This window comes from Rugamonas rubra (assembly GCF_900114705.1).
Classification (GTDB): Bacteria; Pseudomonadota; Gammaproteobacteria; order Burkholderiales; family Burkholderiaceae_D; genus Rugamonas; species Rugamonas rubra.
The window spans coordinates 92,263-110,074 of sequence record NZ_FOTW01000011.1 but is presented as its reverse complement, the minus strand read 5'-3'; the positions used below and the strand labels follow the sequence as shown (position 1 = coordinate 110,074).

Annotated in this window: 21 protein-coding genes; 1 reads left to right on the top strand and 20 read right to left on the bottom strand. The window is 63.7% G+C overall.

Annotated elements, in window-relative coordinates; all coding sequences use genetic code 11:
- Positions 1-7 precede the first annotated feature (7 nt).
- From BM252_RS12540 to rpsF, 6 genes are all read right to left on the bottom strand, one after another.
- A complete protein-coding gene (locus BM252_RS12540) occupies positions 8-634 on the bottom strand; it encodes a DUF47 domain-containing protein (RefSeq protein ID WP_093387870.1) in 627 nt (208 codons plus the stop codon).
- Positions 635-704: 70 nt separating this feature from the next.
- Positions 705-2,090, bottom strand: a complete 1,386-nt coding sequence (locus BM252_RS12535; protein WP_093387868.1) for a replicative DNA helicase — start codon at positions 2,088-2,090, stop codon at positions 705-707.
- 154 nt (positions 2,091-2,244) lie between these two features.
- Positions 2,245-2,697, bottom strand: coding sequence for a 50S ribosomal protein L9 (gene rplI, locus BM252_RS12530; RefSeq protein ID WP_093387867.1), 453 nt, complete (start codon positions 2,695-2,697; stop codon positions 2,245-2,247).
- A 33-nt stretch (positions 2,698-2,730) separates the two neighbouring features.
- The gene (gene rpsR, locus BM252_RS12525; protein ID WP_028104935.1) at positions 2,731-3,021 is read right to left on the bottom strand and encodes a 30S ribosomal protein S18; all 291 of its coding nucleotides are present in this window, start codon (positions 3,019-3,021) and stop codon (positions 2,731-2,733) included.
- A gap of 15 nt (positions 3,022-3,036) precedes the next feature.
- Positions 3,037-3,345, bottom strand: a complete 309-nt coding sequence (priB, locus tag BM252_RS12520) for a primosomal replication protein N (RefSeq protein ID WP_093387865.1) — start codon at positions 3,343-3,345, stop codon at positions 3,037-3,039.
- Positions 3,346-3,362: 17 nt separating this feature from the next.
- Complete coding sequence (rpsF, locus tag BM252_RS12515) at positions 3,363-3,752, bottom strand: 30S ribosomal protein S6 (protein ID WP_093387864.1); 390 nt, start codon at positions 3,750-3,752, stop codon at positions 3,363-3,365.
- A gap of 254 nt (positions 3,753-4,006) precedes the next feature.
- Here rpsF and lexA point away from each other — a divergent pair, with 254 nt between their 5' ends.
- Positions 4,007-4,645 carry a transcriptional repressor LexA gene (gene lexA / locus BM252_RS12510; RefSeq protein WP_093387862.1) on the top strand — a complete coding sequence of 213 codons (639 nt, stop codon included), beginning with the start codon at positions 4,007-4,009 and terminating at the stop codon, positions 4,643-4,645.
- A 57-nt stretch (positions 4,646-4,702) separates the two neighbouring features.
- On the opposite strand, the gene BM252_RS12505 is transcribed toward lexA, so the two are convergent.
- From BM252_RS12505 to truA, 14 genes are all read right to left on the bottom strand, one after another.
- On the bottom strand, positions 4,703-5,017 hold the full coding sequence (locus BM252_RS12505; RefSeq protein ID WP_093387861.1) for a helix-turn-helix domain-containing protein: 315 nt from the start codon (positions 5,015-5,017) through the stop codon (positions 4,703-4,705).
- Positions 5,018-5,410 carry a hypothetical protein gene (locus BM252_RS30090; RefSeq protein WP_139236472.1) on the bottom strand — a complete coding sequence of 131 codons (393 nt, stop codon included), beginning with the start codon at positions 5,408-5,410 and terminating at the stop codon, positions 5,018-5,020. It abuts the gene before it with no gap.
- Positions 5,411-5,627: 217 nt separating this feature from the next.
- Positions 5,628-5,969 carry a type II toxin-antitoxin system RelE/ParE family toxin gene (locus BM252_RS12495; protein ID WP_093387858.1) on the bottom strand — a complete coding sequence of 114 codons (342 nt, stop codon included), beginning with the start codon at positions 5,967-5,969 and terminating at the stop codon, positions 5,628-5,630.
- A gap of 4 nt (positions 5,970-5,973) precedes the next feature.
- Positions 5,974-6,183, bottom strand: coding sequence for a hypothetical protein (locus tag BM252_RS12490; protein WP_093387856.1), 210 nt, complete (start codon positions 6,181-6,183; stop codon positions 5,974-5,976).
- An 816-nt stretch (positions 6,184-6,999) separates the two neighbouring features.
- A complete protein-coding gene (locus BM252_RS12480; RefSeq protein WP_093387853.1) occupies positions 7,000-8,244 on the bottom strand; it encodes a cystathionine gamma-synthase family protein in 1,245 nt (414 codons plus the stop codon).
- 78 nt (positions 8,245-8,322) lie between these two features.
- A complete protein-coding gene (gene purF, locus BM252_RS12475; RefSeq protein ID WP_093387851.1) occupies positions 8,323-9,846 on the bottom strand; it encodes an amidophosphoribosyltransferase in 1,524 nt (507 codons plus the stop codon).
- 37 nt (positions 9,847-9,883) lie between these two features.
- On the bottom strand, positions 9,884-10,372 hold the full coding sequence (locus BM252_RS12470; protein WP_093387850.1) for a CvpA family protein: 489 nt from the start codon (positions 10,370-10,372) through the stop codon (positions 9,884-9,886).
- Positions 10,373-10,397: 25 nt separating this feature from the next.
- Positions 10,398-11,504 (bottom strand): SPOR domain-containing protein, encoded by a 1,107-nt coding sequence (locus BM252_RS12465; protein WP_093387848.1) that lies wholly within the window; start codon positions 11,502-11,504, stop codon positions 10,398-10,400.
- 11 nt (positions 11,505-11,515) lie between these two features.
- A complete protein-coding gene (gene folC, locus BM252_RS12460; protein WP_093387847.1) occupies positions 11,516-12,805 on the bottom strand; it encodes a bifunctional tetrahydrofolate synthase/dihydrofolate synthase in 1,290 nt (429 codons plus the stop codon).
- Between the two features lie 77 nt (positions 12,806-12,882).
- On the bottom strand, positions 12,883-13,755 hold the full coding sequence (gene accD / locus BM252_RS12455; protein WP_093388097.1) for an acetyl-CoA carboxylase, carboxyltransferase subunit beta: 873 nt from the start codon (positions 13,753-13,755) through the stop codon (positions 12,883-12,885).
- A gap of 330 nt (positions 13,756-14,085) precedes the next feature.
- Positions 14,086-14,883, bottom strand: a complete 798-nt coding sequence (gene trpA / locus BM252_RS12450) for a tryptophan synthase subunit alpha (RefSeq protein WP_093387845.1) — start codon at positions 14,881-14,883, stop codon at positions 14,086-14,088.
- Positions 14,884-15,021: 138 nt separating this feature from the next.
- A complete protein-coding gene (gene trpB / locus BM252_RS12445) occupies positions 15,022-16,269 on the bottom strand; it encodes a tryptophan synthase subunit beta (protein ID WP_093387844.1) in 1,248 nt (415 codons plus the stop codon).
- Positions 16,253-16,948, bottom strand: a complete 696-nt coding sequence (locus BM252_RS12440; RefSeq protein WP_093387842.1) for a phosphoribosylanthranilate isomerase — start codon at positions 16,946-16,948, stop codon at positions 16,253-16,255. Before BM252_RS12440 ends, trpB begins: the two co-directional genes overlap by 17 nt.
- A 31-nt stretch (positions 16,949-16,979) precedes the next feature.
- A complete protein-coding gene (truA, locus tag BM252_RS12435; protein WP_093387841.1) occupies positions 16,980-17,783 on the bottom strand; it encodes a tRNA pseudouridine(38-40) synthase TruA in 804 nt (267 codons plus the stop codon).
- Positions 17,784-17,812 lie beyond the last annotated feature (29 nt).

Sequence of the window (17,812 nt, the reverse complement as noted above, 5' to 3'; positions counted from 1 at the left end):
CCGGCGCTTACGCGTTCTCGACGATGATGCCTTCGATGATGTTGGCCACATCCTCGCAGCGGTCGGTGACCGTTTCCAGAATCTCGTAGATCGCCTTCATCTTGATCAGGTTGCGCACGTCCGGTTCGTCGCGGAACAGCTTGGACATGGCGGCGCGCATGACGTGGTCGGCGTCCGACTCGAGGCGGTCGATCTCTTCGCAGATGGCGACGATTTGGCGCGAGTTGTCCATGTTGTGCAGCAGGGCGACGGCGTCGCGCACCTTCTCGGTACAGGCCAGCACCAGCTCGGCCAGGCGCTTGGCCTCCGGCGTCACCGAGTGCAGGTCGTACAGCGAGACGGTCTGGCCGGCGTCTTCCATCAGGTCGAGGATGTCGTCCATGCGGGTGATCAGCTTGTGGATGTCGTCGCGGTCGATCGGCGTGATGAAGGTCTTGTGCAACATGTCGACCGTGGCGTAGGTGATCTTGTCGGCTTGTTTCTCGATGCTTTCGATCGCGTGCACGCGGTTTTCCAGATCGTCGAAGTTGGTCATCAGGGCCAGCATCTCTTTCGCGCCCTTGACGCACAGGTCGGCGTGCTGGTTAAACAAGTCAAAAAATTTGCCCTCGGTGGGCATCAAGCGTCCAAACATGTCATTCTCCGTTCATTGATTCGTGGTTACTGCTGATGGCCGCCCGGTGGTCCGGACGGCGCAAAGAGGATTAGTCGCCTTGGTAGAGCGCCAGATTGCCGGCGTAGTTGCCAAACTTGGTGTATTGGCCTACCCAGGTCAGTCGCACGGCGCCGATCGGGCCGTTACGCTGTTTGCCGATGATGATCTCGGCGGTGCCCTTGTCGGGCGAGTCGGGGTTGTAGACCTCGTCGCGGTAGAGGAAGATGATGACGTCGGCATCCTGCTCGATAGCACCCGATTCGCGCAAGTCGGACATCACCGGCCGCTTGTTGGGGCGTTGCTCCAGCGAGCGGTTCAGCTGCGACAGGGCGATGACCGGACACTGCAACTCCTTCGCCAGACCCTTCAGGCTACGCGAGATCTCGGAGATCTCCGAGGCCCGGTTGTCGCCGGGCTGGCTGCCGGTCATCAGTTGCAGGTAGTCGACGATGATCAGGCCGAGCTTGCCGCACTGGCGCGACAGGCGCCGCGCGCGGGCGCGCAGCTCGATCGGGTTCAGCGCCGGCGTCTCGTCGATGAACAACTGGGCGTCGTTCATCTTCTGGATGGCGTGGGTCAGGCGCGGCCAGTCCTCGTCGTTGAGGCGGCCGGTGCGCAGGCGGTGCTGGTCGAGCTGGCCGACCGAACCGAGCATACGCATGGCCAGCTGGGCGCCGCCCATCTCCATCGAGAAGATCGCCACCGGCAGGCCGGCCTCGATCGCCACGTTCTCGCCGATGTTGACCGAGAACGCCGTCTTGCCCATCGAGGGGCGGCCGGCGACGATCACCAGGTCGCCCGCCTGCAGGCCCGAGGTCATGCGGTCGAGGTCGATGAAGCCGGTCGGCACGCCGGTGATCTCGCTCTGGTTCTCGCGGCTGTAGAGCTCGTCGATGCGCTCGACCACCTGGGTCAGCAGCGGCTGCACGGCGACCCAGCCCTGGGCGCCGCGGGCGCCCTGCTCGGCGATGGCGAAGATCTTCGACTCGGCCTCGTCGAGCATCTGCTTGACCTCCTTGCCCTGCGGGCTGAAGGCCTGGCCGGAGATCTCGTCGGCGACCGTGATAAGCTTGCGTAAAATACCACGATCACGGACGATCTCGGCGTAGCGGCGGATGTTGGCCGCCGATGGCGTGTTTTGCGCCATCGCGTTCAAGTACGCCAAACCGCCGATGTCGTCCGCCTTGCCCAGCGAGGTGAGCGCCTCGAACACGGTGATCACGTCGGCCGGCTTGGAGGCGTTGATCAGCTTGACGACCTGCTCGAAGATGATGCGGTGGTCGTAGCGGTAGAAGTCCTCCGCATGCATGAAGTCGGCGATGCGGTCGAACGCCGCATTGTCGCGCAGCAGGCCGCCGATGACGGACTGTTCTGCTTCGATGGAATGCGGCGGAATGCGGAGTGAATCTACTTGTGGATCTGAGGGGGCGTTCATGGCGCGAATTATACCTGCTTAGTCGCTCGGCAAAAAAAATCTGGCGAGAAAAAACTTTCCCAAACCAAAGAGCCACAGACGATAAAAAAGCCGGGCAAGCCCGGCTTCTCTATGTGTGCGGCGTGTCAAGCGGGCATTGCTGCCCGGTTCGAACTTAGGCTGCTTCGCCCACGACGGCGATGGTCACTTCGACCACGACGTCGGTGTGCAGTGCGACCGACACGGCGTGCTCGCCGGTGGTCTTCAGCGGGCCGGTAGGCATGCGCACGGCTGCTTTTTCAACAGCGAAACCAGCTTTGGTCAACGCTTCAGCGATGTCGAAGTTGGTGACGGAGCCGAACAGACGGCCATCGACGCCAGCTTTTTGCGAAACGGAAACGGTCATGCCGTTCAGTTTCTCGCCTTGGGCTTGAGCGGCGGCCAGTTTGATGGCGGCAGCTTTTTCCAGTTCAGCGCGTTTGACTTCGAACTCAGCCACTGCGGAAGTGGTTGCACGACGGGCCATTTTTTGCGGAATCAGGAAGTTACGTGCGTAACCGTCTTTGACTTTGACGACTTCGCCGAGGTTGCCGAGATTAACGACTTTTTCTAACAGAATGATTTGCATAGTTCTCTCCAGGATCTTATCTGAGCAACGCGATTAAGCGTGGTGCAGATCGGTGTAAGGCAGCAGCGCGAGGTAGCGAGCGCGCTTGATTGCGGTGTCAACTTGACGCTGATAGTGCGCCTTGGTACCGGTCAGACGTGCTGGCATGATCTTGCCGTTTTCCTGGACGAAATCTTTGAGCGTGTCGACGTCTTTGTAATCGACTTGTTCAACGTGCGCTGCGGTGAAGCGGCAGAACTTCTTACGTTTGAACAGTGGATTTTGTTGCTTGCGCTTTTCTTTCAGCTTGAGCTTGTTTTTGTCGAACTTTTTACCGAATGCCATTTTAGGCTCCTGTATCTAAATAGGTGCGCTGTCTTGGACAGCACTAAAATCAATGATGTGAAACACCAGGCTTTTGCTATTGCGCGTCTTCTTGTTCAGGAATCCGGTGAACTGGTACAGTCCACCCAGCGGCGTCTGGCTGAAGCGGCCCGAAATTTCGCCCGCGGCGACCGCGGAAATTTCGAACTCGCTCAACCGGGCGATGCCCGCCTCCATCTGCTGCGACCGGTGCTGTAGAACAGCATTGACGATCGGCATGCCGGCCGGGGTGTAGCGCAAGGCGTCCCGTTCGGCGATGAGGGCGATGAACTGGAGCTGGTTCAGCTCAGATTCCCGGACAATTAGGCCGCTGCAGGAGCAGGAGCAGCTGCTGGGGCTTCAGCGCGATGGGATTTCGCTGCATCTTCGCGTTGTACCGATTTCATCATCGGCGAAGGAGCGGTTTCCGCTTTCTTCATACGAACGGTCAGGTGGCGCAACACGGCATCATTGAATTTGAAGGCGGTTTCCAGCTCGACCAGGGTCTCGTTGTCGCATTCGATGTTCAGGCAGATGTAGTGTGCTTTGGCCAGTTTCTGGATCGAGTAAGCCATTTGACGACGGCCCCAATCTTCAACACGGTGAACGGAACCGCCGCGGGTGGTTACGCTGGCTTTGTAACGTTCGATCATGGCGGGCACTTGCTCGCTCTGGTCCGGATGGACGATAAATACTATTTCATAGTGACGCATGCAAACTCCTTAAGGACGGATAAACGCCCACCTTGGCGTCAAGACAAGTGTGGGAAGAGGTAAGCCGGCTACTATATCAGCTTTTCGCGCAAAGCTCAATGCCGTCGTTGCCGCCGGGCTAGAGCCGGGTCCGGCCGGGTCCGCCCGGGGCGGTGATTTGTGCATTATTTCGTCGAAAGCAAGAAATACCCTTGCATTCGGACGCCCACTGTACAAAAATACAGACTGTCTATATCCACAGTCCCCAGGCACCGATGATCAAGCTCACCGCACGTCAAGAACAAATTCTCAACCTGATCAAGGATGCGATCGAAAACACCGGCTTCCCGCCGACCCGCGCCGAGATCGCCAACGAGCTCGGCTTCAAGTCGGCCAACGCCGCCGAGGAGCACCTGCAGGCGCTGGCGCGCAAGGGCGCCATCGAGATCGCCGCCGGCACCTCGCGCGGCATCCGCCTGCTCGGCGTGCACGCCGAGGCGCCGGCCTCGAAGATCCCGGCCTCGCTGATGATGTCGCTGCCGTTGATCGGCCGCGTCGCCGCCGGTTCGCCGATTTTGGCGCAGGAGAATTTGGAGGCCAGCTACAACGTCGACCCGGCGCTGTTCTCGGCCAAGCCGGACTTCCTGCTCAAGGTGCGCGGCGAGTCGATGCGCGACGCCGGCATCATGGACGGCGACCTGCTGGCGGTGAAAAAGGTCGACAGCGCCAAGAACGGCCAGATCGTCGTCGCCCGCATCGGCAACGACGTCACCGTCAAACGCTACCGCAAGACCGGCAACACCATCGAGCTGCTGCCGGAGAACCCCGACTTCAAGATCATCAAGGTCGACCCGGAGGCCGACGAGTTCGCGCTCGAGGGTTTGGCGGTGGGCTTGATGCGTACCTGGCACTAGGCAACCAAGAAGAGCGGCGCGCTGCGGTTGATCCGCAGCGGCGCACTCCCCCTCCAACTAACCGGAATGAGCCGTTTTCCGGGGCGCTGCGGTGCGCAACGGAATTGCATTCTTCTTGACGATACTGATTTGAAGCTGGTGGCCGACGGCATCGCACAGCTTCACCATGCTTTCGATAGTCAGGTTGACGTCCCCACGTAGAACCTTGGTAACCCAGGCCGGCGAAGTTTTCAGCAGTTCAGCCACCTGCTTTCGGCTCAAACCGAGTTCACGGATCGCAAGATCAAGGGCGACAGCAAACTCCAGCTTGACGGTGTCCGCCGGATCAACCGGAAGCGCGTCGAACCACTGCTTCAACAAGTCCGCATCCATCTACCTACTCCTCGACAAAAATTCATTCTTGGCCTTGATGGCTTTTGCCACCTCAGCCATGTCAGCCTTCTGCGCCTTCTTCAGGTAGCCGTTCGTCAAACACAGTGTTTCACCATCGATAAAGCACAGCAAACGCAGGTCTCCCTTGATGAGCTCCAAAATCGAGTTTGCTTTGTTCGCCTCATGCATCATTGCGGACGTCAAACTCGACGGACCATTCTCCGCATAGCGGCCAAAAATGGCTTTAAATCCTCGGCAACTTGCCGCAGTAGCTCGGTTCATGCTTGATCTGTGCAAGAATTCAAGAATCGGACAAGTGATGCGCCATTCATCCGCCGTATCCACAAGCGCAGCGACCGTAAACGTATCTTTCGCAAGCACATAATAGGACATTTTTTAACCCATAGGTTAATTCAGCACTGATCTGCGACGTCCTAACTTATGACGTTTGCGAAAGGCGGCGTTAGATTTCGATCAAAGCGATTGAGCGCAGCACCCCGGAGGCCGACGAATTCGCTCTCGAGGGCTTGGCGGTGGGCGTGAAGCGTACTTGGTACTAAGTGCCAAGTTTCGTGCAGCCACTCCCCACGTCAAGCACGCCCTCCCCGCCCTATTCGCCGCCGCCTTTTTTCGTGCGCCCGCGCGGACCGATGGTCTTGGTCGTGACGTTTCTCCGTTCGTGATCGACCCTTAGCACGTGCAAGGTGTCGCCTTCGATCATGTAAAAGATCCGAAACGGAAAACGGTCGAGTGACCAGGTGCGCAGATCGATTCCGGGGAAGAGGTGGGCGAAACGTCGGGAGCCGACGTTGGGATGCTCCCGCAGCAAGGTCAGCGCTATGGAGAGCTGTTCCAGGAAGGTGTCCGGCAATCCAGGCGCCACCTCGGCATAGTATGCGAGTGCCTCGGCTAAGTCAGCAGAAGCCGACGAGCGCAAATGCAGTTTGAGCATTCGCCTACGTATCCAGGCCCGGGATGCCGGCGCGTAGGTCCGCAATGAGGTCGGCCACACTGGCGTAAGTCATGCCGGGGCCGCTGTCGAGCGCTTCCTTGACCAGTTCATAAACACGCTTCTCCTCCTCGTTCCGCGGGCCGTAGCTTTCCGGAACTTCGGGGAGCGGCATCAATTCCGCCGGGTCAATGGCTTTTAAGTTGAGCAATGGCATGCGGTCGATTATACGCCCGCTGGCAAAAATACCACCTAGCAGCCCTCCAACGCGCAGTTGAAGTCGCCGAGCATGTCGGCGGTGCACTCGATGCCGACCGAGACGCTGCTTGCCGACAAACTTGGCTAGCAACTCACAGTCGGGGTGCTCTCACCAGTTCGGAGATTGAGCCCGATCCAGCACCGGTAGCCGTTTCCATCTCCCTCCGGGCTATAGGTGCACTGAGCACCTCCCTTGCGGCGTTGACGATCGCCCCTCTTCTGACTACATGTCGGATGGCGATCTGGGCCAATCGAATCAAAAATCTCTTTCGCAGGCAGTCCTTCAACTGCGATGGCCAGCTTGCGGTCTGTCGCCGTCGGCGCGCCACGCTCCGCAAGCTGTTGGCCGGAGAAGATTGTGAAGCTCGCATGAAATGGCTTCCAGGCAGCCGGTGGGGCGGCGGCATAGGCCAGAGAAAGAAGCACTGGGGCGCCGAAGGACAGCCATATCATCACTCGCATCTCAACCTCGTAGCAGCACGTGAAAACGGCCGTCGTGACGGATCATCCCGGCGGCAGCCAGAACACTAGGGTAGTTAAAAATAGATCAGAACGACAAATGGGTACCAAAGGCATTGTTGGCCAGGCTTCACCAAATCGAATTGGGGCGTGTCAACCACTGTTCAGTAAGCGAGCATTTGCTGGACAATCTGCCAGCAAGGCTCGCACGCAGAATCTTACCTATCAAGATCGATGGTTCGGCACGCCAAGCAGCAAAAAAGGCAGCCCGGTTCGCACCGCGCTGCCTTTTGGCGTTACGACTGCGGGCTAGCGCCTAGCAGCCTTCCAACGCGCAGCTGAAGTCGTCGAGCAGGTCGGCGGTGTCCTCGATGCCGACCGAGACGCGGATCAGCGACTCGGCGATGCCCATGCTGGCGCGGCGCTCGGCGCCCATCTCGTAGAAGATGGTGTGCGCCACCGGGATAATCAGCGTGCGCGTGTCGCCCAGATTGCTGGCGGGGATGGCCAGCTTCAGGCGGTTGAGGAAGTCGAAGCAGTCGATGCCGTCCTTCAGCTCGAAGCTCAGCAGCGAGCCGTAGCTGCGGAACAGCTCGCCGCACAGGGCGTGCTGCGGGTGCGAGGCCAGGCCGGGATAGTGGACGGCGGCGACGCGCTCGTCGGCCTCCAGCAGCTTGGCCAGCGCGGCGGCGTTGGCGCAGGTGCGCTCCATGCGCAGCGCCAGCGTTTCGGCGCCGACGGCGATGTGGTGGGCCGCCTCCGGCCCCAGCGAGGCGCCGAAGTCGCGCAGGCCCTTGGCGCGGATCTGCGCCAGGCCCCATTGCGCCGGCGCCGCCTTCTTGTAGTTCTCGACAATGTTCGGGTAGGCGTTCCAGTCGTAGGCGCCGGTGTCGGTCAGGCTGCCGCCCAGGGCGTTGCCGTGGCCGCAGATCGACTTGGTCAGCGCGTTGACCACCAGGCCGGCGCCGACCGACTTGGGCCGGAACAGGTAGGGCGTGGTCATGGTGTTGTCGACGATGTAAAGGATGCCGCGCTCGCGGCACAGCTCGCCGATGCGCCGCAGGTCGGCGACCTGGGTGCGCGGGTTGGCGATGGTCTCGACGAAGACGATGCGGGTGGCCGGCGTCAGCGCGGCGGCGACGTTGGCCACCTCGGTGGCGTCGACGAAGGAGACGTCCACGCCCTGCCCGGCGACGGTCTGCCACAGGCTGTTGGTGTTGCCGAACAGGAAGGACGACGAGACCACGTGGTCGCCGGCGCGCAGCAGCGACTGGAACACGGCGCCGATGGCGCCCATGCCGGTGGCGAAGCACAGCGTGCCGACGCCCTGCTCCATCTGGTTGACCTTGTCTTCCAGCGCGGAGACGGTGGGGTTGCCCTGGCGGCCGTAGCGGAAGCCCGGCTCCTTGCCCTGGAACACGGAGGCGAGCTGGCGCGCGTCGTTGTAGCCGAAGGCCACCGAGGTGTGGATGGGCTTGTGCAGCGAACCGTGCTCGATGCCCTTCTGCCGGTCGTTGTGCAGGATGGTGGTGGTGAAGCCGTAGTTTTTCTTGTCGTTCATGGTCTATTCCGCGCCGGCGGAACAAGGCCGCCAGGCATAAAAAAACCCGGCGTCGCTACTGCGGCGCCGGGCTGGTCATCACCCTTCGGTGGTGGCCAGGTTCAGGTTCAGCTGGGAGCGTCCGGCGTCCTCCGGGCCGGGGGCCTTGGGGTTGTGGCGGGCGTATTCCAGCTTGTCCAGGTAGTCCTGCGAGATGTCGCCGGTGACGTAGATGCCGTCGAAGCACGAGGCCTCGAAGTTCTTCAGCTCCGGGTTGACGTCGGAGATGGCGCGCTTGAGCGCGTCGATGTCCTGGTAGACCAGGGCGTCGGCGGTGATCTCGCGGCAGACTTCCTCAGTGGTGCGGCCGTAGGCGATCAGCTCGTCGCGGGTCGGCATGTCGATGCCGTACACGTTCGGGTAGATCACCGGCGGCGCGGCCGAGGCGAAGATCACCTTCTTGGCGCCGGCCTCGCGGGCCATCTGCACGATCTCGCGGCTGGTGGTGCCGCGCACGATCGAGTCGTCGACCAGCAGCACGACCTTGTCCTTGAACTCGGAGACGATGGCGTTGAGCTTCTGGCGCACCGACTTCTTGCGCATCGCCTGGCCGGGCATCAGGAAGGTGCGGCCGATGTAGCGGTTTTTGATGAAGCCTTCGCGGTACTCGATGTTGAGCGCCAGCGCCAGTTGGATGGCGGCCGGACGCGACGAGTCGGGAATCGGCATGACCACGTCGATCTCGCCGTCCTTGAATTCGCGCTTGATCTTGGCGGCCAGGTATTCGCCCATTTTCAGGCGGGTGGCGTAGACCGAGGCGCCGTCGATGATCGAATCCGGGCGGGCCAGGTAGACGAACTCGAACACGCATGGGTTCAGGCTGGGGTTGTCGGCGCACTGGCGGCTGTGCAACTGCTTGTCGGCGTCGATGAAGACGGCCTCGCCCGGCGCGATGTCGCGCACGAAGCGGAAGCCCATGCCTTCGAGCGCCACCGATTCGGAGGCGATCAGGTATTCGGCGCCCTGCTCGGTCTCGTTGATGCCCAGGCACAGCGGACGGATGCCGAACGGGTCGCGGAAGGCCAGCAGGCCGACGCCGGCGATCTGCGCCACGGCGGCGTAGCCGCCGCGCACACGGCGGTGCAGCACGGCGACGGCCTTGAAGATGGCGTCCGGGTCGAGCACCAGGCCGCTGGTGGCGTTCTGGATCTCGTGGGCCAGCACGTTGAGCAGCACTTCCGAGTCGGAGTCGGTGTTGATGTGGCGGCGGTCGTTCTTGAACATCTCTTGTTTGAGCTGTTCCCAGTTGGTCAGGTTGCCGTTGTGCGCCAGCGTGATGCCGAACGGGGCGTTGACGTAGAACGGTTGCGCCTCTTCCTCGCTCGACGAGCCAGCGGTCGGGTAGCGGCAGTGGCCGATGCCCGAGTTGCCCTGCAGCGAACGCATATTGCGGGTGCGGAAGACGTCACGCACCAGGCCGTTGGCCTTGTGCATGGAAAACATACTGCTGTGATTGGTCGCGATCCCTGCCGCGTCCTGACCGCGATGCTGCAACAACAGCAATGCGTCATACAGCAGTTGATTGACTGGTTGATGGGAAACGACGCCGACGATGCCACACATGGTGTGCTCCTAGACTGGTGCTACTGATTTAAAAAATTCAAAAATGCACGTACTGCGCGAACGCAGCTGGAAGGAAGGGTTTCACCGTACGCACCCCGGCCTCGGCGAGAGGACTCAGCAGCGCGTTCTTCCAAAAATCCTGTTGCGGGACCGAGGTCATCCCGCACAATATGACGGCGGCCAGCACGATCACCAGGCCACGGCCCAACCCGAACAAGCCGCCCAGGCCGCGGTCGGCCATGCCCAGGCCGCCGGCCTTGACCAAGGCGTCGAGCGCCAGCATGAGTATGCCCATCAAAATCCGCACGCCGACGAACAGCACGATGAAGGCGAGGATCAGGCGTAGCACCTCGCCCGGCACCATGGCCGGCAGCAACGCGGCCAGCTGGGTGCTGTAGGCGTTGGCGACGACGAAGGCGACGATCCAGCTGACCAGCGACAACATTTCCCGCACCAGGCCGCGCATGGTGCTGATGACAACGGAGGCGATCAACACGAAGATCACCAGATAATCGAAAATCGTCACGGCCGGACCTAGCGCTGCGCAAGCATCACGACTGCGGCACCAGGCTGCCGCCCAGGCCCAGCTTGGCCAGCTTGGCGCGCACTTTTTCGGCCTCTTCCTTGTTGGCGAAGGGGCCGATGCTGACGCGGGTCAGTTCGCCCGACGGGGTCGACACCTTCTGCGTGAAGGAATGGATGCCGGCCTCCTTGAGTTTTTCCTGCAACTGGTCGACTTTTTCGTGGGTGGCCAGGGCGGCGACACGGACGACGAATTTCTGCCCGGCGGCGGACGACTCGGCGGCCGGCTTGGCGGCGGCCTTGCCCTCCAGGATGGCCAGGGCGCGGCTGGCGTCGTCGGCCGGCTTGGCGGCCGGCTTGCTGTCGGCGAGCTTGGCCTCCTGCTTGGCGTGCTCGGGCTTGGCTTCCGTCTTGTGCTCGAGTTTGGCCAGTTTGGCGTCCGCCTCGGCCTTGGCCTCGGCCTTGACCTTGGCTTTGGCTTTGGCTTCGGCTTCCGCCTTGGCGTCCGCCTTGAACTTGGCCTCTGCCACGGCCATGGCCTTGGCCTCGGCCTCGGCCACAGCCTTGGCCTTGATGGCTTCCTTCGACTCCGGCTTGGCGGCCTCGCTGCCAACCTTCAGCTCGGCCACCACGGGCGCGACGATGGCCGGCGACGGTTTGGCGGCGACGGGTGCCGGGGCGACAGCGGCGACGGCCGGCGCGGCCGGCTTGGCGGCGGCCTTCGGTGCCTCGGTGACGATTTCCTCGGAGTTGTCCAGGGCGGCGCTGGCCGCTACGCGCGACGAAGCGCTGGCGGCCGGCTCGGCCGGCTTGTCCTTGGACGGGATCTTGATGTCGATGTCGGCAGCGAGCGGCTTGGGCTCGGAGTCGAGCACCATCGGCAGGCCGATGGCCACCAGCAGCGCCAGCGCGATGGCGCCGACCAGGCGGCGGCGCGCGCGTTTCTTCTCGGGCAAGACGGGGTCGTCCGACTCCTTGGCCGCCGCACGGCCGCGCTTGGCGCCGCCGTCGGCCGACGAGGCGCGCTTGGAGCGCGCGCGCTCGCTGGCGGCCTGGTCGTCTGAACTGGAGTAGTAGCCGCTGTCTTTGCCAGCGGTATCTTGCTTGTTTTTAAAGAGTTTCGAGAACAAGCCCATGCGCGATATTTTCAGTGGAGTGAGGATTTTCGTGCCGCCATGACGCCGGCGACGGTCAGGAAGGACCCAAAGACCACAATTCTATCATTCTCCCCGGCTCGGCTCAGCGCATTTGCGTAAGCCTGCGCCGGATCGTCGAAGATATTGATGGTGCGTTCGTCTCTTTCCGGCTGCACGGCCTGCACGCGGCCGGCCAGTTCCGTGGCGCTGGCGGCGCGCGGCGACGGCAAGGTGGCCAGGCACCAGTGGTCGACGTGCTCGCCCATGGCGGCGATGACGCCGTCGATGTCCTTGTCGTGCATCGAGCCGAACACGGCGTAGGTGTAGGCGTGGTAGCCCATGTTGCCGAGGTTCTGGTTGAGCGCCGAGGCGGCGTGCGGGTTGTGCGCCACGTCCAAAATCACCGTCGGACGGCCCGGCAGCACCTGGAAGCGGCCCGGCAGTTCCACCGTCACCAGGCCGGTGCGCACTTCCTGCGCGCCGACCGGCAGTTGCAGCTTGAGCGCCTCGAGCGCGGCCAGCACGGCGGCGGCGTTGAGGATCTGGTTGGCGCCGCGCAGGCTCGGGTAGGCCAGCGAATTGCGCCGCTGCGAACGGCCGCCGTAGTTCCACTGCTGCTTGTCGCCCGAGTAGTTGAAGTCGCGGCCCATCAGCCACAGGTCGGCGCCGATGGCCTCGGCGTGGGCTATCAGCGACTGCGGCGGCACCGGGTCGCTGCAGATCGCCGTTTTGCCGGCGCGGAAAATGCCGGCCTTCTCGAAGCCGATCGCCTCGCGCGTGTCGCCCAGGTAGTCGGTGTGGTCGATGTCGACGCTGGTGACGATGGCGACATCGGCGTCGATGACGTTGACGGCGTCCAGCCGGCCGCCCAGGCCCACCTCCAGGATCACCACGTCCATGCCGGCGCCGGCCAGCAGCTGCATGATGGCCAGGGTGGTGAACTCGAAGTAGGTCAGCACGGTGTCGCCGCGCACCGCCTCGACGGCGTTGAAGGCGGCCACCAGGGCCGCGTCGCTGGCCAGCTCGCCGTTGACGCGGGCGCGCTCGTTGAAGTCGAGGAAGTGCGGCTTGATGTACAGGCCCACCTTGTAGCCGGCGCGCAGCAGCACCGATTCGAGCATGGCGCAGGTCGAGCCCTTGCCGTTGGTGCCGGCCACCATCACGACGGGGCAGCTAAACTGCAGCGCCAGGCGCTCCTTGACGGCGCGCACGCGGTCCAGGCCCATGTTGATGACGGTTTCGGCGTGGCGCGATTCGAGCAGCGCGAGCCATTCTGGCAGGGTAGTTGGGAGAGTAGACATGGGGCACACTTGGAAATGAGCGCGGCGCGCAGCGGATCGTAACCCGCTTGCGCGCCGCGAAATAAAGCGGGGCTAGCTTACGCCAGAACCTCGACGGCCTGGTTCTGCAGCAGGGCCAGCAGACGGGCGATTTCTTCGCGCATCTTGCGGCGGTCGACGATCATGTCGACGGCGCCCTTGGTGACCAGGAACTCGGCGCGCTGGAAGCCTTCCGGCAGCTTCTCGCGCACGGTGTTTTCGATCACGCGCGGGCCGGCGAAGCCGATCAGCGCCTTCGGCTCGGCGATCACCACGTCGCCCATGAAGGCGAAGGAGGCGGACACGCCGCCCATGGTCGGATCGGTCAGCACGCTGATGAAGGGCAGCTTCTTCTCCGACAGCTTGGTCAGCATGGCGGTGGTCTTGGCCATTTGCATCAGCGACAGCAGGCCTTCCTGCATGCGCGCGCCGCCGGTGGCGGTGATGCAAATGAACGGCACTTTTTGTTCCAGCGCGGCTTGGGCGCCGCGCACGAAGCGCTCGCCGACCACCGAACCCATCGAGCCGCCCATGAATTCGAATTCGAAGGCGGCGACGATGACCGGCAGGCTCATGATGGCGCCGCCCATGACGATCAGCGCGTCGGTCTCGCCGGTCGCTTCCATCGCCTGCTTCAGGCGGTCGGGGTATTTTTTGCTATCTTTGAACTTGAGCGTGTCGACCGGCAGGGTTTCCTGGCCGATTTCATAGCGGCCGCCGGCGTCGAGCAGGCCGTCGAGGCGCTCGCGGGCGCGGATGCGCATGTGGTGGTCGCACTTCGGGCAAACGTGCAGGTTCGATTCCAGATCGGTGCGGTACAACACGGCCTCGCAGGAGGGGCATTTGACCCACAGGCCTTCGGGCATGGTCTTGCGTGCCGCAGCGTCCGAACGCTGAATTCTTGGGGGCAGAAGCTTTTCTAACCAACTCATCATATCTCCTTGCTGCTAACTAGTGGCGGAAGTGTAGCCGTTTATCGCCCCCCTGTCGAACATTGCAATACAACAATTTCACAAATCCGGCATGCGCGGTTTGTAATTTTAGAAGAAATCCACTACTCGGCGGCGCCGGCGCCCCGGGCGGCGCGCCCCTGCGGCGGGAGGCGCGTTGAAAAAAGCCGCCCGGCCGTCACATAGTTGCACTGCAACAATGAAACGGCGAGGCGGCTTTGATGGGGAGCAAGCTCCGGACGGGTCGGAAGCCGCATCCTGGCTCCACATACGGAGGGATCTATCTCCGAATAGGGATATTTTTCGTGCGAATCAGGCGTCCAGCGCGCAGCGGATGCCGGCGACGAAGGTTTGCACGGCGGCGGCGGCGCCCTCCTTCGGCGCGTTTTCGATCTCCTGGATGATGCGGCTGCCGATGACGACGGCGTCGGCCACCTCGGCCACGGCGCGCGCGGTGGCGCCGTCGCGGATGCCGAAGCCGACGCCGATCGGCAGCTTGACGTGCTGGCGGATCGCGCCCAGCCGCTCGGCGACCTGGGCGGTGTCGATGTTGCCGGCGCCGGTGACGCCCTTCAGCGACACGTAATAGCTGAAGCCGCCGCCGACCTTGGCCACCTGGGCGATGCGCTCCTCGGTCGAGGTGGGCGCCAGCAGGAAGATCAGGTCCAGCTCGGCGGCGCGCATGGCGGCGGCGAACTCCTCGCACTCCTCGGGCGGATAGTCGACGACGATGGCGCCGTCGGCGCCGGCGGCCTTGGCGGCGGCGATGAAGGCGGCGGCGCCGATGCGCTCGATCGGGTTGGCGTAGCCCATCAGCACCACCGGGGTGTGCTGGTTGGTCTTGCGGAACTCGGCGACGTAGGCGAACACGTCGTGGATGCCGATGCCGAAGGCCAGCGCGCGCTCGCAGGCGCGCTGGATGACGGGGCCCTCGGCCATCGGGTCGGAGAACGGCACGCCGAGCTCGAGGATGTCGGCGCCGCCGGCGACCTGGGCGTGCATCAGTGGCACGGTCAGTTCCGGCGCCGGATCGCCGGCGGTGATGAAGGTGATCAGGGCGGTCTTGTTGGCGGCCTTCAGGGCCGCGAAGGTGGCGGTGATTTTGGACATGGCGATAGTCTTTTCAAATTGGGTGGCAGTGGTGCGGCGAACCCCGCAAACCGCCGCGCGGCATGCGTCGGCCTGCGGCTGGGGGTCAGACCCCGTACGGGGTCTGACCCCGGTTTTACGGGGTGGCGCTTCGGCGGCTTAGCTGAAGTCCAGGCCCATCCGCTCGGCCACGGTGTGCATGTCCTTGTCGCCACGGCCCGACAGGTTGGCCAGCACGATCTGGTCCTTCGGCAGGGTGGCGGCGAGCTTGGCGGCGTAGGCCAGCGCGTGCGACGATTCCAACGCCGGGATGATGCCTTCGATGTGGCAGCAGTCGTGGAAGGCTTGCAGCGCCTCGTCGTCGGTGATGGAGACGTACTGGGCGCGGCCGCTGTCCTTCAAGTAGGCGTGCTCGGGGCCGACGCCGGGATAGTCGAGGCCGGCGGAGACGGAGTGCGTCTCGATGATCTGGCCGTTGGCGTCCTGCAGCAAATAGGTGCGGTTGCCGTGCAACACACCCGGGATGCCCTGGGTCAGCGAGGCGGCGTGCTTGCCGCTGGCCAGCCCCTCGCCGGCCGCCTCGACGCCGATCAGCTTGACGTCCTTCTGGTCGATGTAGGGGTAGAAGATGCCCATGGCGTTGGAGCCGCCGCCGATGCAGGCGAGCACGTAGTCGGGCTGGCGGCCGGTCATCTCGGGCATCTGCACCAGGCACTCCTCGCCGATCACCGACTGGAAGTCGCGCACCAGCATCGGGTAGGGATGCGGGCCGGCGACGGTGCCGATGATGTAGAAGGTGTTTTCGATGTTGGTGACCCAGTCGCGCATGGCCTCGTTGAGGGCGTCCTTGAGCGTCTTGGAGCCGGACTCGACCGGCACGACGGTGGCGCCCAGCAGCTTCATGCGGTAGACGTTCTGCGCCTGCCGCTTGACGTCCTCGCTGCCCATGTAGACCACGCACTCGAGGCCGAAGCGGGCGCAGATGGTGGCGGTGGCGACGCCGTGCTGGCCGGCGCCGGTCTCGGCGATGATGCGCGGCTTGCCCATGCGCTTGGCCAGCAGGGCCTGGCCGATGACGTTGTTGATCTTGTGCGCGCCGGTGTGGTTCAGGTCCTCGCGCTTGAAGTAGATCTGCGCGCCGCCGGCCATTTCGGACCAGCGCTTGGCGTGGTAGATCGGCGAGGGGCGGCCGACGAAGTGCTTGAGCTCGTAGCGGAACTCTTCGAGGAATTCGGGGTCGTGGCTGTAGCGCTCGTAGGCCTGGCTCAACTCGGCCAGCGCGTAGGTCAGCGTTTCGGCGACGAAGGCGCCGCCGTAGGGGCCGAAGTGGCCACGGGCGTTGGGCAGCTGGTAGTCGGTGGCGTGGAACAGGGGAGCGGCGGAGCCGATCTCAGGCAGGTCTTTCATGATGGTGTTCTCTCTCGATGATGGTATCGGCGGCCCGCACGGCGCCGACGAAGTCGGCGATCTTGCGGGCGTCCTTGATTCCCTTGGCGGCCTCGACACCACTGCTGATGTCGACGGCGTAGGGACGTACGCGCACCACCGCGTCAGTCGCGCTGTTTACGCTCAAGCCACCACTTAAAACGACCCGAGGCGCGAGTTCTTTTGGGATGAGAGACCAATCAAATACCTTTCCTGCACCGCCATAGGCGTCCACATAGGTGTCGAGCAACAGGCTCGAGAACAAGGGACTGGCGGCGCGGCATAGCTGTTCGTATTCTAGCAAATCGGCGGGCCGTGTGTCGGGTTTGACGCGGAAAACCCGCAGGAATTGTCGGCCGCAGGCGGCGGCGATGGCGGCGCTCTCGGCCACCGTCTCGTCGCCGTGCAGCTGGATCAGGCTCAGCGGCGCGATGGCGCAGGTGGCGGCCACCTCCTCCGGACTGGCGTTGACGAACAGGCCGACGCAGCCGACGAACGGCGGCACGGCGGCGATCAGCGCGGCGGCCCGGGCCGGCGTGACGTGGCGCGGGCTCTTCGGGTAGAAGACGAAGCCGATGGCGTCGGCGCCGGCGGCGACGGCGGCGGCGACGTCCTCGGCGCGGGTCAGGCCGCAGATCTTGATGCGGGTGCGCTGTTGCATGGGCTGCTCCTCGGTGGGTTCGGTGGGACCGCTAGAACCAGGGCAGCGGGCTGGTGGTTTCCAGCGGCAGTTGCCATTTCGGGTCGTAGTCGATCTTGGCCAGGTAGAGGCCGTCGGGCATGAAGGTGGGCGCGGCCTCGTGGCGGTCGCGCGCCTCGAGCAGCTGGCCCAGCCATTCGGGCGGCTGGCGGCCGGTGCCGATGTAGACCAGCGAGCCGACCAGGTTGCGCACCATGTGGTGCAGGAAGGCGTTGGCGGTGATGGTGAACACCACCAGCTCGCCGTGGCGGCGGATCTGGATGTCGTGCATCAGCTTGACGGGCGACTTGGCCTGGCACTGGGCGGCGCGGAAGGCGGTGAAGTCGTGCCAGCCGAGCAGCGGCTTCACGGCGGCCCGCATCAATTCGACGTCGAGCGGGCGGAAGCAGAAGCCGGCGCGGCCCTCCAGCAGCGGCGAGCGGGTCGGGTTGTTGTACAGCACGTAGTGGTAGGTGCGGGCGCGGGCGCTGAAGCGGGCATGGAAGAAGTCGTCGACGCCGGGGTCGCCGGCCAGCTGCTTGGCCCAGCGCACGGCGATCGACGGCGGCAGGAAGGCGTTGACGCCGCGCAGCCAGGAGTGCGGCTCGCGCTCGAGTTCGGTGTCGAAGTGGACCACCTGCTCCAGCGCGTGGACGCCGGTGTCGGTGCGGCCGGCGCAGGTGGTGGCCAGGCGCACCCGGGCGAACTTCTCCAGCGCCTGTTCCAGCTGGTCCTGCACGGTGTGGCCGTCTTCCTGCTTCTGGTAGCCGTGCCAGGCGCTGCCGTCATACTGGACGCCGATTGCTATGCGTTTCAATTGCTGCCCGATCTGTTGTTCTGAGTCAG

Coding starts and splice junctions, on each gene's coding strand:
- BM252_RS12540 (WP_093387870.1), bottom strand. CDS start 634: ATGTTTGGACGCTTGATGCCCACCGAGGGCAAATTTTTTGACTTGTTT.
- BM252_RS12535 (WP_093387868.1), bottom strand. CDS start 2,090: ATGAACGCCCCCTCAGATCCACAAGTAGATTCACTCCGCATTCCGCCG.
- rplI (WP_093387867.1), bottom strand. CDS start 2,697: ATGCAAATCATTCTGTTAGAAAAAGTCGTTAATCTCGGCAACCTCGGC.
- rpsR (WP_028104935.1), bottom strand. CDS start 3,021: ATGGCATTCGGTAAAAAGTTCGACAAAAACAAGCTCAAGCTGAAAGAA.
- rpsF (WP_093387864.1), bottom strand. CDS start 3,752: ATGCGTCACTATGAAATAGTATTTATCGTCCATCCGGACCAGAGCGAG.
- lexA (WP_093387862.1), top strand. CDS start 4,007: ATGATCAAGCTCACCGCACGTCAAGAACAAATTCTCAACCTGATCAAG.
- BM252_RS12505 (WP_093387861.1), bottom strand. CDS start 5,017: ATGGATGCGGACTTGTTGAAGCAGTGGTTCGACGCGCTTCCGGTTGAT.
- BM252_RS30090 (WP_139236472.1), bottom strand. CDS start 5,410: ATGTCCTATTATGTGCTTGCGAAAGATACGTTTACGGTCGCTGCGCTT.
- BM252_RS12495 (WP_093387858.1), bottom strand. CDS start 5,969: ATGCTCAAACTGCATTTGCGCTCGTCGGCTTCTGCTGACTTAGCCGAG.
- BM252_RS12490 (WP_093387856.1), bottom strand. CDS start 6,183: ATGCCATTGCTCAACTTAAAAGCCATTGACCCGGCGGAATTGATGCCG.
- BM252_RS12480 (WP_093387853.1), bottom strand. CDS start 8,244: ATGAACGACAAGAAAAACTACGGCTTCACCACCACCATCCTGCACAAC.
- purF (WP_093387851.1), bottom strand. CDS start 9,846: ATGTGTGGCATCGTCGGCGTCGTTTCCCATCAACCAGTCAATCAACTG.
- BM252_RS12465 (WP_093387848.1), bottom strand. CDS start 11,504: ATGGGCTTGTTCTCGAAACTCTTTAAAAACAAGCAAGATACCGCTGGC.
- folC (WP_093387847.1), bottom strand. CDS start 12,805: ATGTCTACTCTCCCAACTACCCTGCCAGAATGGCTCGCGCTGCTCGAA.
- accD (WP_093388097.1), bottom strand. CDS start 13,755: ATGAGTTGGTTAGAAAAGCTTCTGCCCCCAAGAATTCAGCGTTCGGAC.
- trpA (WP_093387845.1), bottom strand. CDS start 14,883: ATGTCCAAAATCACCGCCACCTTCGCGGCCCTGAAGGCCGCCAACAAG.
- trpB (WP_093387844.1), bottom strand. CDS start 16,269: ATGAAAGACCTGCCTGAGATCGGCTCCGCCGCTCCCCTGTTCCACGCC.
- BM252_RS12440 (WP_093387842.1), bottom strand. CDS start 16,948: ATGCAACAGCGCACCCGCATCAAGATCTGCGGCCTGACCCGCGCCGAG.